Below are 12,785 nucleotides of genomic sequence, written 5' to 3' on the forward strand. Positions count from 1 at the left end.
AGTCTCCCGGCGCGGGCTTTGATACGTTTAGTTACGAACCGACGGACCCTCGACCGACAGACCGTTGGCGCGCGACGAAACATAAAGCTCCAGCGCAATGAACTCGGCGGAGCCGGGCTTGTAGGTTTCGGCGCGGGTGTCGCGCACGCAACCCTTGAAGCGGCTGTGCACACCGTTCAGCTTGGCATTCTTCAGACGGTAGGCCGGGAAGCCGTTGACCTGGCCCTGGCTGAGGTGGTCAGCACGGATCATGTTGCCATAGTTGTCTTCGTGGCAGTTGGCGCAGCTCAGATCAAGCTGACCGGTCCGGGTATAATACAGCTCTTTACCCAGTTCCCAGGTGGCCTGTGCGGGGCCGTCGATGGCCACGTTCATGGGCATGCCGCGCGACACGCTCGACATCAGGGCAACCATTTCAATGGCCGGCCCCTTGTCATATCCCCATGCCTCGGCTCCCATCCGCTTGGTGCGGCAGTCGTTCATGGCCATCTGCAGCGTGTACACGGTTTCGGCACCATCGTTCCACTTGGGATAGGTTGGCTTCACGCCTGCCATGTCCTCTGGTGCACCATGGCAGCTTGCGCAGGACTTGCCTTCGCTCCCCTCGGGTGTTTCCCAAGCAGCCATCGCGTTCTCGACAAACACCATGCCGGGGTTGTCAAAATCGTCCGCCTGCATCGTCTGGGTTTCGTCCGAGCGGAAGTGCCAGCCCGACATGACCTCGTCCATAGCGTCCGACAGATGCGCGGGTGCGGCGGTTTTCGTGACCATTTCAGTCTCGCCGTTCAGCACCAGAACGTCGTCGTCCGGATCGGCCATGGCCCACATCGGCACCGTTATGGCCAGCGCGGCAATTGTGCTCATTGCCTTGAATTTCATCGCATTTCCTCCCTTGGGTCCGTCCCGCCCCCTCAGCGGGGCGGAACTTTCTTGCCTAGGTTTTTCCGGGGCGCTTAGCCGACCGCAACCTTCTTGGTCTCGTCGTAGACCGACCCGTCATCATCGTACCAGGTGAACTTGAACTCGCCCGCTTCGGGGACAGTCGCGTCAAACTGGAAATAGGGGTTGGTCGAAACCGCAGGATGGATCTCGACGTCGATCACCGACTCGCCGTTGAATTCGCAAGTGAATCGGTTGATGATCGAACGCGGAATGAGGTTGCCCTCTTTATCCTTGCGCTGACCCGATTCCATCTTGTGGCTGATCAGGGTCTTGATGGTGATCGCCTCACCAGCAGCGGCTTTTTTCGGGACTTTTACGCGGGGTTTTACACCAGATGCCATGTCTCTAACTCCTTTGCCTTAGCCGCCGCAGCCGCCAATGGTCACTTTCACGGTCGACGACGCTTTCACAAAGCTGCCATCGGCCAGTTTGGCCACGGCCACCACGTCCTGCGTACCCGCGAGGCGGATACGGGTCGACGCGGCCTGGCTAGCGGCCAGCGGGCCGAAGTTGAAGGTCGCCACACCCGGGGTCGGGTTGCCTGCGGCCAACACCATGATGGCGGATGCACCCGGCGCCGATACTTCGATCGGAACCGTGTTGCCGTTTTCCGCGATTTCAGGCGCGGTCAGCTCGATGCCACCCTCGCCCACGTCTGCGCCACCGGTAAAGGCGGCAATGGCTTCGTCCGCCAGACCGCCATGCGAACCGGCAAATGCCTTCAGCGGCAGAGCGGCTGCCAAAGCAGCACCCGCGCCGAGGGCCAGGGTTTCACGTCTCGTGAAGTCCATTTCTGTCTCCTTCGTCAGAATACCTTGATCACTCTTCTTTGAGCGTCATCAGGAATGCGATTACGTCTTCGATTTGTTCCGCGCTCAGCAGGGGCCCGAACGTATCGTCCGCCGCCTTGCCGGTATAGGCCTTGCCCGGGCGCGTGAAGCCATCCACCTTGTAATAAGCCGGCATCACGGTCCCTTCGAAGGTCATCTTCGAGTTGACCAGAATGCCGCGCAGTTCTGCTTCATTCCAGCGGTCGGCCACACCATCCAGCTGCGGACCGACATTGCCCGGGAAAGCCACGTCCTGCGTGGTGATCTCGTGGCAAGCGACACAGTTGCCAAGCTTCTTGGAGCCGTAAACTTCGGCGCCCTTCGCGGCATCTCCGGCTTTTCCGGTCAGCGAGGCTTCGACGGCCCCGTCTTCGGTAAAGGCCACTTTCGTCGGTGCAACCATCTCGGCGTGCGCGACGCCCGCGACCATAACCGCCGCCGCTGTCAGTGTTGAAAGCTTCATGTTTCCTCCCTTGGCTCCCTGTTCGTTCCCTGGGTAAGCTCGGCATACCGTAGTCCACCGGTCGTGCCGAACGCAACAACAAATTCACGAATATGAATTTTTGAAAGCAATTTTCTTACCATGCTCCAGTGAAACAAGGCGTGATTGTTGTTCCATACGTGCGTTCGCAGGGCCAAATCCTGCTCTACATAGCGGAATCGGCCAATCGGGCCCTGATCGGCCCTAGTCGGTGCTTCCGTCGCTGCGCTCTCGAATCATGCGGGCATGATAGCGCTGAAAGTCCTCCTCGGACTGATCGAGATACCGCTCCTCCCTGACCCAGGTCAGAAGATCATAGGTGGTACCCGGCGCAAAGGCCCCCGGCATGATGGCAACCGCCTGTGCCGAGGCAGAGGCGTCCATGTCGACCTCCGTGGGGAAGAAGATCATCGTGGGAGTGAACATGATGCCCCACTTGCGAGCCATGGCCCTTTCGCTCAGTTCCTCGCCATCCGTGTCAATCATCTCGGTCGCGCCATGCAGGTTGATCTGCACAGGAAAGAAATCCTCCTCCAGCCGCTTCATGACCCGCGGATCCAAAAAAGTGGTCTCGTGCATCTTGGCGCAATAGATACATCCGCGCTGCTCCACGATCACCAACAGCCGTTTGCCCTCTGCCGCCGCTTCGGCGGCATCCTCCTGCAAATCCTTGAACGTATCGCGATACCACGCGGTCTTGTGTAGACCGTCATCACCCAATTCCGCCGCCCAGACCGGCAGCGCCATCAACGCGCCCGCAAGCGCACCCAACCAAGCTTTCATTGTCGCACTCCTCCCAAAGCCCTTATCCAATGGCGCCGAAGCCGGGCACCCATTCAATCATGAATTGCGCAATCAGGTTAACCGCATTCGTCGCGATCAGGATCGCAAAAATGATCAACATCGCCCCCATGACCTTTTCCACATAGGCGAGATATTTCCGATTGCGCTGCATCCAGCGCAGGAACGGCTTGGCAAACAAGGCTGCGATGACAAACGGGGCCGTCATGGCCAGCCCGTAAACCAACAGCAACAACGCGCCCTTCCAGATGTCGCCCATGCCACTGGCCACCATGAGAATCGACGCCAGCGCCGGCCCCACACAGGGCGTCCAGCCAAAACCAAAAGCCAACCCCATCACATAGGCCCCGATGACCGTGGTCGGCTCTGCCTTGCTCTCCAGCCGCGCCTCTCGATAAAGGAAAGGCACCTTGATCACGCCCAGGAAATGCAGCCCGAACAGCGCCAGCACCGCCGCAGCCAAATAGGAGAGCGGGTCCCGCCATTGTGCAAAGGCCTGCCCCAGAGCCGTTGCCCCCATTCCCAGAAGAACAAAGATCGTCGTGACGCCCAGCGCAAAGAAAATGGCCGACACCACAAGCCGCTTCTGCGCGCCCGGCGCGATTCCCCCGTCGCCCTGCAACTCGGACATGGATATCCCGGCCATGTAGCACAAGTAGAACGGTACCATTGGCAACACACAGGGCGTAAAGAACGACAGCAAACCCGCCAAAGCCGCCCCGGCATAGGAAATCTCGAGCATGCGCGCTCCTTGATCAATTCACATATTCATATTATGTTGAGTGTAACGAGACACCGAATGAAGGCAATCATGTTTTTGCGCTCCTCTCTGTTGGCAACCGCGTTCGCCGCGTTTTCGACCCTGCCCGCGTGGGCGGTGGAACTGATCATAGTGGAACAGCCCGGGTGCTACACCTGCAAGCAATGGAATGCCGAGATCGCGCCGATCTACCCCAAAACAGAGGCTGGTCAATTCGCGCCCTTGCGCCGCGAGCAGTTGCGCGAAAAACCGGACGATGTGACCTATGCGCGTCGCGTGAACTTTACCCCGACCTTCATCCTTGTCGAAAACGGAACCGAGGTCGCCCGGCTCGAAGGCTACCCCGGTGAAGATTTTTTCTGGTGGCATGTTGAAACCATGTTGACCGAACATGCCGGGTTCAAAGGCGCAACCCGGTGAATCACCCCAAAGCGTTGCCTTATCGCTGCGCTTTCTGACGAACCTGAACGGCCCACTGGCCAAAAACGGACAAATAAATTAACGAGCGCCACAAAACCGGCCCGTCGCCCCCCCATTTCACCCCGGGTCCGGTTCACCAAAAGGGGACAGACCTATGGCACTACCCGTCTTCAGTGACGACATCTCGGACGAAGAAATGGACCGCATGGTCGATAACGCGACCACGGCCTCGAACTTCCTCAAGGCAATCAGCCATGAAGGCCGCCTGATGATCCTCTGCCATCTCGTGTCCGGCGAAAAATCCGTGACCGAACTCGAAGACCTGCTGTCCGCTCGCCAGGCGGCTGTATCGCAACAACTTTCCCGCCTCCGCCTCGAAGGTCTGGTGATCCCGCGCCGCGAAGGCAAAACGATCTATTACCGTTTGGCAGACCACCGCCCCCGCCGTATACTCGAAGTGGTCTACGACCTGTTCTGCAACGACGAGTGACTGCGGAACCCGGTCAGACCCCTGTGTGGTTGTGCGAGTGGGGAGGCTCTGACCAATGCTAGATTCGCTGATTGAGACGCTGGGCGACAACAATCTGGCGACCCTATTCGGCCTCCTTGGCGGCATCCTTCTGGGGCTGGCTGCGCGTTTGGGCCGGTTCTGCACACTCGGCGCAATCGAAGATCTGCTCTACGGTGGTTCCACCCTGCGCATGCGCATGTATGTGCTTGCCATCGGAGCCGCCATCCTAGGAAGCTTTGCCGCTATGGCTCTTGGCGGCCTGCAGCCCGAAACCTCTTTCTATTTCTCGATTCGCTGGATGCCGGTTGCCTCGGTCCTAGGTGGGTTGATGTTCGGCTATGGCATGGCGCTGGCCGGGAATTGCGGCTACGGCGCCATCGCCCGGCTTGGCGGCGGCGATCTGCGGTCTTTCGTGATCGTTCTTGTCATGGGGGTTTCGGCCTATGTCGTTCTGGCAGGCCCGCTGGCGCCTTTGCGCAACATGGTCTTTCCACAGGTCGACGTTACCGGCACCCCCCCCGGCATCGCCCACTACCTCGGCGCGTCACTTGGCCTGTCGCCGATCTCCATAGGCCTCGCCATCGGAAGCGTGATCACCATTGCTGCCCTGGCATCGCGCGACTTCCTGCGCGAACCGGTTTCAATCTTCTGGGCTCTCGCTGTGGCGTTTGCCGTCGTGTCCGGATGGGTTGGCACGTTCTGGATTTATCGGAACGGCTTTGAGGGGCTGCAACTGGTCTCACACAGCTACTCCGCCCCGGTCGGCGAAAGCATCCTCTACGCCATGACCGGCTCGGTACGCCCGCTCTCCTTTGCCGTCGGGTCGGTTGCGGGCGTCTGGCTTGGCGCTTTCATCGGCTCGATGATCCGGGGCCATTTCCGCTGGGAGGCCTGTGAGGACCCCCGCGAGCTGCGCCGCCAGATCCTCGGCGCTGTGATCATGGGCGTTGGTGCGGTCATCGCCCTTGGCTGCACTGTCGGACAGGGCATCACCGCCTTCTCGCTTCTGGCCATCTCTGCCCCGATCACCCTTTTGGCGATCTTCGCCGGGGCCGCCCTCGGATTGCGCCAACTGATCGAAGGCTTCCAGGTCGCGGAATGAAGCCCCGGCCCGCGCGGGCCGATCTTCGTTTTGCCCAAAGTACTCCCACCGGAGGCATCCTGCCCCGGCCACAAGGACCAACCGATGCGCCCCTTTGACGACATTTTCGCCATCTCCGCCGAACGCAAGGGCGGAATTGACGCCCTCGAAGCCCTTTTGCCGGTCCCTGCCCCACCCGAGGCACTCGCTAAAATTCCTGAGGACCGCTGGCTCGCTCAGCTGACCAAAGGCGTGTTTCAGGCCGGGTTCAACTGGCAGGTCATCGAAAACAAGTGGGACGGGTTCGAAGAGGCCTTTCACGGTTTCGATGTCGACCGCTGCGCCTTTCTGCATGACGAAGACTTGGACCGCCTGATGTCCAACACCGCCATTGTGCGCAATGGTCCCAAAATACGCACCGTGATCGACAACGCCCATTTCCTGCAAGGGTTGCGTGATCAGGGCGGCGCCGGCGTAGTGCTGGGGGGGTGGCCCTCGACCGATTACGTGGGACTTCTGGAGTTCATGAAAAAGGAAGGGTCTCGCATTGGCGGCAATACCGGCCAATATGCAATGCGCTTCATGGGGCGCGACAGTTTCATCCTGAGCCGCGACGTCGTGTCCCGACTGATTGCCGAAGGGGTAATCGACAAGCAACCCAGTTCCAAGGGGGCAATGCGGGCAGTTCAATCCGCCTTCAACACGTGGATGGAGCAGTCTGGACGCGGCCTGACACAGATTTCGCGCGTTCTTGCCATGAGTGTCTGATCGGCACATCCGCCCAATTGGGCTTCAAAGAATTCTGCGTTTTCGCAATGCTCTTTCAAAAATTCATTGAAAAAGTCGTCTCGGCAATGCGCTATACTGGGGGCAAAACACCCCCGCGCCGCAAGTGCAAGAGACCCACATGCCCTATCTGGAAAGCCTCAAAGTGTTCGTGCGCGTGGTCGAGCTCGGCTCGATCACATCGGGCGGGCGTGATCTGCGCCTGACCCCGGCGGTGGCCTCGAATAGGGTCAAGGAACTTGAAGCACGTCTTGGCGTGCGCCTGTTCAACCGCACCACACGGAACCTTTCGCCAACTGAAGTGGGAAAGGTGTTCTATGACCACGCGCGCAAGGTGATTGATGCGCTGGAAGAGGCCGAGGCCGTGGTCGCCGGGTTTTCGGACACCCCGCGCGGCACCATACGGGTCACCGCACCGTTGGGGATTGGGCGGCGCGTGATTGCGCCGTTGATTCCCGAATTCACAACACTCTACCCGATGGTCGACGTGCGCCTGCGCCTGTCGGACCGAAAGGTCGACCTGTTCGAGGACGGGCTCGACGTGGCCTTTGTTTTGGGTGAGCTCAAGGACTCCAACCTCAAACTGCGCAAAATCGCCGATTGCGACCGCATCCTTGTCGCCGCGCCGTCCTACCTCGAAAACAAAGGCACGCCGCAGACGCCCGATGATCTCCTGAGCGGGCACAACTGCCTGCTGCTGCGTTTCCCCCGCTCGCCCGAGTATTTCTGGACCCTGCAGACCCCTGCAGGGGTGCGCAAGATCGAAGCCAAGGGGCGTTTTGATGCCGATGATGGTGATGTTCTCACGCAGTGGGCTCTTGATGGGGCAGGCATCGCGAACAAACCACGTTTCGATGTAGCCCGACACATCGCTGCGGGAGCGCTGGTCGAAGTGCTGCCCGCCACTCCGCCCCTGCCCGCCAGCTTTGGCTGCGTTTATCCGCACCGCAAGTTTCAGGACCCCAAGATCCGCCTGTTTGTCGATTTCATGACCGCCGAGGCCCGCAAACGCATGGACATGATCGCCAACGGGTGACGGTTTCATGTCAAAGGACGTCTGGCGAGTCTTTCTGGCGCGGACAAGGTGCAAAAATCGTATAGGTCGCCCGCCCTTTGTGCTTGGAGGCATAAAGGGCCCGGTCTGCATCGGCCATCAACTGATCCACCGTTGCCTCGACATCACCGGGGAAGACGGCAATCCCCACGCTTGCGGACACCTTGCAAGTTTGTTCCTGAAACGCGATGGGTTTTTCCACTTCGCTGATAATGCGTTGCGCAATCCGCCCCAGGGTCTCGTCATCGGTGATCCCGCGAAAAACCAAGACGAACTCATCCCCGCCGACCCGCGCTACACAATCGTCATCACGGCTTGACTCCACCAAAACCCGCGCCACGCGTTGCAGGACGTGATCGCCGGCGGGGTGGCCCATCGTATCATTCACTGCCTTGAAGAAGTCCAGGTCCAGGTGCATCAGCCCGAAGGCACGCCGCTCCTGCACCAACCGGGGCAGGATATGATCCAACGCCCGACGGTTTTTCAAACCGGTCAGTGTATCGGTAAAGGCCTGCTCCTCCGCCGCGATCATCGCCCCCTGAAGCCGCTGGTTGAGCTTGCGTGACGCGGCCATTGCCGCCGACTTGGCCTCAACAAGGTAGAGCATCTCGATCGTCAGATCGGTCGCCGCAAAATCCGCCGAAGTCAGCGCGTAGTCCCGCACGGCATCCAGGATCGAGATCCCGAAACTCAGGTTGACAACCGCCCCGCCCCCATCCGGAAGCGGCACGAGAACACCCTTGATCCCGCTCTGCGTCGGCTCGCGGGTACGTAGATGAAGCTTGACCCCGGCCACCTGCAGAAGCTGCGCCATAGACGTCACCGCGCGTGGGCGCAGCAGCTCGAACAGTTCCAGAAACCGCTCTCCGACCAGCGGGCGATCGCCGGCAATCTTCACGGCGGTCGGCCCCGCATGACTGACATGGCCCGATGTGTTCAATACCACATGCATCGGGCACAGCACGTCCAACAATGCGAACAGAGTGCGCTGACAAGTCATCGTCTACCCGGCCCTCGCCCCAAGATCGAATTGCCGCCCTCGTGCAAACGCGGTTTCGATCAGGGTGATGTCGATCACCTCAAAGCCCTCTTGCCCGCCCTGATGCTCCAGAAAAACGAGCGCGCCATAGTCATCCGCAAGCGTTCGCAAAATTCCCATCATCACGTGACCAAAACCCGGATGCGAATAGCGACAGGTCAGGCTGAAGCGGTCACTTGCATGTTCCCGCAGTTCCAGCGCCGGGAGGCGCAGGTCATCCACGGCCAGTCGCGCGCGGTCTGGGAGGTCATCCAGCGAATGCAGAAACTCGACAAAATTCACCCCGCCAAACCGCAATAACCGACGCAACGCTTCGACATTGGGGTGCGAGACCAGGTAGGTACCGATATCTTCCAGAACGGTTTCGCGTGGGGCGCCGATTTCCACAGCCGCCGCATCAATCAACTGGTCCGTTATGGCATCCTCGTAATGCAGCATGGCCTCGAACTCGAGAATATCGAGTCCCGCGCGCTCGGTCACATCGACCCATCGCTGCTGTCCATAACTATCTTGAACGAAACATTGAATCGCCCTGTTGATCAGCCCGTGCATGACTGTTTCCCCTGCATTGCCCAAGCAGTCTAGGCGGAAGGGGCTTAAGAAAATCCCAACGGGATCAGTTCTCGGGGAAAAGTTCCGTTTCGCCGACCCACAGCGACCGCCGGCTTGATGGCGCAACGCGGTATTGCCCCGCTGCAATCGCCGCAACATCACTCCGGCTCAGGATACCGGAGCCATAGCCTCCGATATAGCTGCCCACCATCACCCGGCCGGCTTCGATCCAGACATGCATGGCATCATAGGTCTCATTGCGGCCGGGCAGGAACACGATACCCTCACTTCCGGCACGGGACGGGTTGAAATCCGCCATCACCAGCACACAACCCGGCGCCCGCGCCGCGCTGCAAAGCCGTTGCCAATCCTCGACCAGATAGGCCGGAAGCGTGCCCAGCACATCCGCGCCCGGTGCCGCCCCTTCGGGCAGCACCTGCAACAGGGCCAAAACCGCCTCGCCACGCAATCCACCATCAGGGACAGACGTAGCCCGCTCGGTTTCGGCCGCCACCATCGCCTTTTGCAACGCGTCCGCCTTTTCTCCGGCTTTGGCCAAACCGCGCTCAAGCGCCGCCCGTCCCGGACGCCCCCAATCATGGGTCATCTCCCAAACCGCGCCCTGTCCGATCTCGACCCGACCGTCCAGAATGCGCGCCATCTGGCTTCTCGCCGCAATCGCCTCTGCATTAAGCACCGGGGTTAACCACACTGCACAAGCCACCAGAATGCCCCCCGCGATCATCATGTTCGCCCGCCGGACATGCGCCATCCACGCACCACGCAGCGCCACCGCAACGGCATAGCTCACGGCATAGGCCAGCACGAACAGTGCAATCACCACCGCAGCAAGCCGCCCTGGCGTCCAGCCGTGTTCCCCAACACGCAGCCACAGCGCATAGGCCGCCATGCCCCCGATCACCGGCAGCAAAAGCGCCAAAAGCGCCGCCGCGCTCCGCATCCAGCCTGCGCGCACTGCCCTGTCATCCTGCTTGTCGATTGCGATACTAACCAGCGACACCATGCCCAGCGCCACCGCCAAAAGCGTCGCCGTCGGACTCAGCCCCCCAAACAGCGTTCCGGGTCCGCGCAGCAAAAGCGCCCCGACGAACACGATCACCACCACCAGCATGACCGGCACAAGCAGCCGCAACAGGCGCAGCAGCAGGAAGGGAGACAGGTACTCGCGCATCTCGTAGACGACCGCCAGCGCCAGCCCAAGCACGGCGCCAATGACAAGATGCGGCACCAGATCATGGTCCAGCAGGTCCTCGATGATCGACACGCCAACAAGCTGCAGCAAAGCGTCCGACAGGAATACCACGGCCCAGAATACGCCCACAAACAGCCATGCCGCGCCATAGCGCACCACGATGCCCCATGCACAATCAAACAGCCGCGCATAGTCCCTGACCTCGCGCGGATTTTCGAGCCACGCGGCAAGGAATGGTGTGCCGACAAACAGGAGCACGATCCAGGCAATCACCGGATGCCCCGCATCGAAAAAGGCCTCCAGCGTATCAAATCGCATGCTGGCCCAACCGGCCAGCCCCGCGGCAGGAAGGCTGAGCACCCCCGCCGCAATACCGGCCCGCCGGATATTCGCCGGACCGGCCAGCGCCAGCAGCACCGCAAAATACCCGGCCACGGCGCTGGCCACGGTCAGGAACAGGTGCGGATTGGTGAGGACATCAGGCGCCTTTTCAATCAGCACCCACATGGCCAGCCCTGCCAGCGCCCCAATCAGCGTCAGCTCGGCGCGCCCCACAAGGCTCTGTCTGTCTTTGGCCCGCATCATGCTCTCCTGCAAAACTGCCTCAGTCTAGGCCCGTTTTGCATCCCGGAACAATGCGCCATTCACGCAAGTGCCCCCACGACATCAGAAATCTGTCGGTGCGCCTCCCTCAGCCTTGCGTCGCGCCACGAAATCGGCCAACTCCTCGCGGATTGCCACATCCATGGCAGGTTCTTCGAAATCGGCCAGGATTTCCTTGTAAACCTGATGCGCGCGCTCTGGAGTCCAGACCGCCCCGGCCGCCTCCCATGCTTCGAAATTGCGCCAATCCGACACGAAGGGCTGATAAAACGCGCTCGTATACCGGTCCTGCGTGTGTTGGATACCAAAGAAATGCCCCTCGCTCCCCACGGCCTTGATTGCGTCGATAGCGATTTCGTCTGGCCCTGTCGCCCAGACTTCGGGTTCCATGTACCGCTGGATCATCTGCAGCACTTCGCAATCCATGACGAATTTCTCGGGCGACGCGATCAGCCCCCCCTCAAGCCAGCCCGCCGCGTGATAAACCATGTTGGCCCCCGACTGCACCGCCGACCACAGGCTGTTGCTTGTCTCCCACATCGCCTGCCCGTCCGGCACGTTGGCCGCACAAACGCCGCTGGCCCGCATCGGCAAGCCATAATACCGGGCCATCTGTCCCGTCATCTGCGTGGCACGCATGTATTCCGGTGTCCCAAAGGCCGGGGCACCCGATTTCATGTCGACATTGCTGGTAAATGTCCCGATCGCACAGGCGGCACCGGGCCGGATATACTGCGCCAGCGCAATGGCACACAGCCCCTCGGCCAAAGACTGCGCCACCGCGCCCGCCATGGTTACGGGCGCCATAGCCCCGGCCAGCGTGAAGGGCGTCACCACCAGCCCCTGGTTGCGGCGCGCCATCCGCATCCAGCCATCCATCATCGGCTCGTCATGCTTGAGCGGCGACGTGGAATTGATGTTGGTGTACATCTTCGGGCTGTCTTCGAACTCCGCGTCCGTCCAGCCGCCGGAGATGCGCACCATCTCCATCGCGTCTTCCACCCGCTCCTTACCCAGCGAATAGGTGTGCGCCACCTTGTCGGTCAGCGTGAGCTTGTCAAACAGCACGTCCAGATGCCGAATGCTGGCATGGATGTCCTGTGGCTCCACAGGGTAGCCACCGACAAAGTGGATACAGTTGAAATACTGGCTCAACTTGAAAAGATTGGCGCACATCTCGCGCGTGCCGGGCACCTTGCGCCCGATTTCCATGTCCCAGAAATTCGGCGGCGAGCTGACATTGCCAAACAGGATATGGTTGTCACCCATCACGATCTGGCGGTCCGGGTTGCGCGGTGTCAGGGTCCAGCTTGGCGGCGCTTTCTTCACCATCTCCATGATGAACTCGCGCCCCATGCGCACGTTGTCCCCGTCAACGATACAGCCTGCTTCTTTCAGGATGTCGCGCGCCTCGGTATTGTAGAACTCGATACCGATCTCTTCGAGAATGCGCATCGCGCCTTCATGGATGCGCTCGACCCCCTCCGCACTCAGCGGTTCGGTTGGGCGGTCCATGTTGACGGGCAAGCGCCAGGGCATCTGTTCGATCGCCCCCTTCACCTTGCGCCGCGCTGCATTTCCGGCACGTCCACCACCGCGCCGCCGCCGTGTTTCGCCTTCGCCCATTTCGGCCTCCCGTATCGCTGTCACGATTCAGAAGATCACGAGCCCGCGCCGCGAACCCGTGCCTTTACGACACACCCTGTCGCATT

Annotated in this window: 15 protein-coding genes; 5 read left to right on the forward strand and 10 right to left on the reverse strand. The window is 60.6% G+C overall.

Features of this window, described 5'->3' with window-relative positions; translation table 11 throughout:
• Positions 1 to 27 precede the first annotated feature (27 nt).
• The 6 genes from soxA to BMZ35_RS15950 all read right to left on the reverse strand — a co-directional run bounded on the left by soxA (position 28) and on the right by BMZ35_RS15950 (position 3,796).
• The gene (soxA, locus tag BMZ35_RS15925) at positions 28 to 879 is read right to left on the reverse strand and encodes a sulfur oxidation c-type cytochrome SoxA (protein WP_093094892.1); all 852 of its coding nucleotides are present in this window, start codon (positions 877 to 879) and stop codon (positions 28 to 30) included.
• Between the two features lie 74 nt (positions 880 to 953).
• A complete protein-coding gene (gene soxZ, locus BMZ35_RS15930; RefSeq protein WP_093094895.1) occupies positions 954 to 1,283 on the reverse strand; it encodes a thiosulfate oxidation carrier complex protein SoxZ in 330 nt (109 codons plus the stop codon).
• 18 nt (positions 1,284 to 1,301) lie between these two features.
• Entirely contained in the window at positions 1,302 to 1,733 is a 432-nt protein-coding gene (soxY, locus tag BMZ35_RS15935; protein ID WP_093094898.1) for a thiosulfate oxidation carrier protein SoxY, read from the reverse strand.
• Positions 1,734 to 1,761: 28 nt separating this feature from the next.
• Positions 1,762 to 2,235: a sulfur oxidation c-type cytochrome SoxX gene (gene soxX, locus BMZ35_RS15940; protein ID WP_093094901.1), complete on the reverse strand. Its 474-nt coding sequence runs from the start codon at positions 2,233 to 2,235 to the stop codon at positions 1,762 to 1,764.
• Between the two features lie 222 nt (positions 2,236 to 2,457).
• A complete protein-coding gene (locus BMZ35_RS15945; protein WP_093094903.1) occupies positions 2,458 to 3,036 on the reverse strand; it encodes a thioredoxin family protein in 579 nt (192 codons plus the stop codon).
• Positions 3,037 to 3,058: 22 nt separating this feature from the next.
• A complete protein-coding gene (locus tag BMZ35_RS15950) occupies positions 3,059 to 3,796 on the reverse strand; it encodes a cytochrome c biogenesis CcdA family protein (protein WP_093094905.1) in 738 nt (245 codons plus the stop codon).
• Between the two features lie 69 nt (positions 3,797 to 3,865).
• Here BMZ35_RS15950 and BMZ35_RS15955 point away from each other — a divergent pair, with 69 nt between their 5' ends.
• From BMZ35_RS15955 to BMZ35_RS15975, 5 genes are all read left to right on the forward strand, one after another.
• Positions 3,866 to 4,234 carry a thioredoxin domain-containing protein gene (locus tag BMZ35_RS15955; RefSeq protein ID WP_093095144.1) on the forward strand — a complete coding sequence of 123 codons (369 nt, stop codon included), beginning with the start codon at positions 3,866 to 3,868 and terminating at the stop codon, positions 4,232 to 4,234.
• A gap of 154 nt (positions 4,235 to 4,388) precedes the next feature.
• Positions 4,389 to 4,724 carry an ArsR/SmtB family transcription factor gene (locus tag BMZ35_RS15960; RefSeq protein ID WP_093094907.1) on the forward strand — a complete coding sequence of 112 codons (336 nt, stop codon included), beginning with the start codon at positions 4,389 to 4,391 and terminating at the stop codon, positions 4,722 to 4,724.
• Positions 4,725 to 4,779: 55 nt separating this feature from the next.
• Positions 4,780 to 5,847, forward strand: a complete 1,068-nt coding sequence (locus BMZ35_RS15965) for a YeeE/YedE family protein (RefSeq protein WP_093094909.1) — start codon at positions 4,780 to 4,782, stop codon at positions 5,845 to 5,847.
• 84 nt (positions 5,848 to 5,931) lie between these two features.
• The gene (locus BMZ35_RS15970) at positions 5,932 to 6,594 is read left to right on the forward strand and encodes a DNA-3-methyladenine glycosylase I (protein WP_093094912.1); all 663 of its coding nucleotides are present in this window, start codon (positions 5,932 to 5,934) and stop codon (positions 6,592 to 6,594) included.
• Between the two features lie 139 nt (positions 6,595 to 6,733).
• Positions 6,734 to 7,648 (forward strand): LysR family transcriptional regulator, encoded by a 915-nt coding sequence (locus BMZ35_RS15975; RefSeq protein ID WP_093094916.1) that lies wholly within the window; start codon positions 6,734 to 6,736, stop codon positions 7,646 to 7,648.
• Positions 7,649 to 7,658: 10 nt separating this feature from the next.
• Here the strand turns inward: BMZ35_RS15975 and BMZ35_RS15980 are convergent, their stop codons facing one another.
• The 4 genes from BMZ35_RS15980 to BMZ35_RS15995 all read right to left on the reverse strand — a co-directional run bounded on the left by BMZ35_RS15980 (position 7,659) and on the right by BMZ35_RS15995 (position 12,699).
• The gene (locus BMZ35_RS15980; protein WP_341350641.1) at positions 7,659 to 8,630 is read right to left on the reverse strand and encodes a diguanylate cyclase domain-containing protein; all 972 of its coding nucleotides are present in this window, start codon (positions 8,628 to 8,630) and stop codon (positions 7,659 to 7,661) included.
• A gap of 39 nt (positions 8,631 to 8,669) precedes the next feature.
• Entirely contained in the window at positions 8,670 to 9,257 is a 588-nt protein-coding gene (locus tag BMZ35_RS15985) for a heme NO-binding domain-containing protein (RefSeq protein ID WP_093094920.1), read from the reverse strand.
• Between the two features lie 64 nt (positions 9,258 to 9,321).
• A complete protein-coding gene (locus BMZ35_RS15990) occupies positions 9,322 to 11,055 on the reverse strand; it encodes a DUF4153 domain-containing protein (RefSeq protein ID WP_093094923.1) in 1,734 nt (577 codons plus the stop codon).
• Positions 11,056 to 11,136: 81 nt separating this feature from the next.
• A complete protein-coding gene (locus BMZ35_RS15995) occupies positions 11,137 to 12,699 on the reverse strand; it encodes a trimethylamine methyltransferase family protein (protein ID WP_093094926.1) in 1,563 nt (520 codons plus the stop codon).
• Positions 12,700 to 12,785 lie beyond the last annotated feature (86 nt).

This window comes from Shimia aestuarii (assembly GCF_900114635.1).
GTDB lineage: Bacteria > Pseudomonadota > Alphaproteobacteria > Rhodobacterales > Rhodobacteraceae > Shimia > Shimia aestuarii.

Excerpts from the sequence above, each read along its gene's own strand:
- soxA (WP_093094892.1), bottom strand. The coding sequence starts at position 879 with ATGAAATTCAAGGCAATGAGCACAATTGCCGCGCTGGCCATAACGGTG.
- soxZ (WP_093094895.1), bottom strand. The coding sequence starts at position 1,283 with ATGGCATCTGGTGTAAAACCCCGCGTAAAAGTCCCGAAAAAAGCCGCT.
- soxY (WP_093094898.1), bottom strand. The coding sequence starts at position 1,733 with ATGGACTTCACGAGACGTGAAACCCTGGCCCTCGGCGCGGGTGCTGCT.
- soxX (WP_093094901.1), bottom strand. The coding sequence starts at position 2,235 with ATGAAGCTTTCAACACTGACAGCGGCGGCGGTTATGGTCGCGGGCGTC.
- BMZ35_RS15945 (WP_093094903.1), bottom strand. The coding sequence starts at position 3,036 with ATGAAAGCTTGGTTGGGTGCGCTTGCGGGCGCGTTGATGGCGCTGCCG.
- BMZ35_RS15950 (WP_093094905.1), bottom strand. The coding sequence starts at position 3,796 with ATGCTCGAGATTTCCTATGCCGGGGCGGCTTTGGCGGGTTTGCTGTCG.
- BMZ35_RS15955 (WP_093095144.1), top strand. The coding sequence starts at position 3,866 with ATGTTTTTGCGCTCCTCTCTGTTGGCAACCGCGTTCGCCGCGTTTTCG.
- BMZ35_RS15960 (WP_093094907.1), top strand. The coding sequence starts at position 4,389 with ATGGCACTACCCGTCTTCAGTGACGACATCTCGGACGAAGAAATGGAC.
- BMZ35_RS15965 (WP_093094909.1), top strand. The coding sequence starts at position 4,780 with ATGCTAGATTCGCTGATTGAGACGCTGGGCGACAACAATCTGGCGACC.
- BMZ35_RS15970 (WP_093094912.1), top strand. The coding sequence starts at position 5,932 with ATGCGCCCCTTTGACGACATTTTCGCCATCTCCGCCGAACGCAAGGGC.
- BMZ35_RS15975 (WP_093094916.1), top strand. The coding sequence starts at position 6,734 with ATGCCCTATCTGGAAAGCCTCAAAGTGTTCGTGCGCGTGGTCGAGCTC.
- BMZ35_RS15985 (WP_093094920.1), bottom strand. The coding sequence starts at position 9,257 with ATGCACGGGCTGATCAACAGGGCGATTCAATGTTTCGTTCAAGATAGT.
- BMZ35_RS15990 (WP_093094923.1), bottom strand. The coding sequence starts at position 11,055 with ATGATGCGGGCCAAAGACAGACAGAGCCTTGTGGGGCGCGCCGAGCTG.
- BMZ35_RS15995 (WP_093094926.1), bottom strand. The coding sequence starts at position 12,699 with ATGGGCGAAGGCGAAACACGGCGGCGGCGCGGTGGTGGACGTGCCGGA.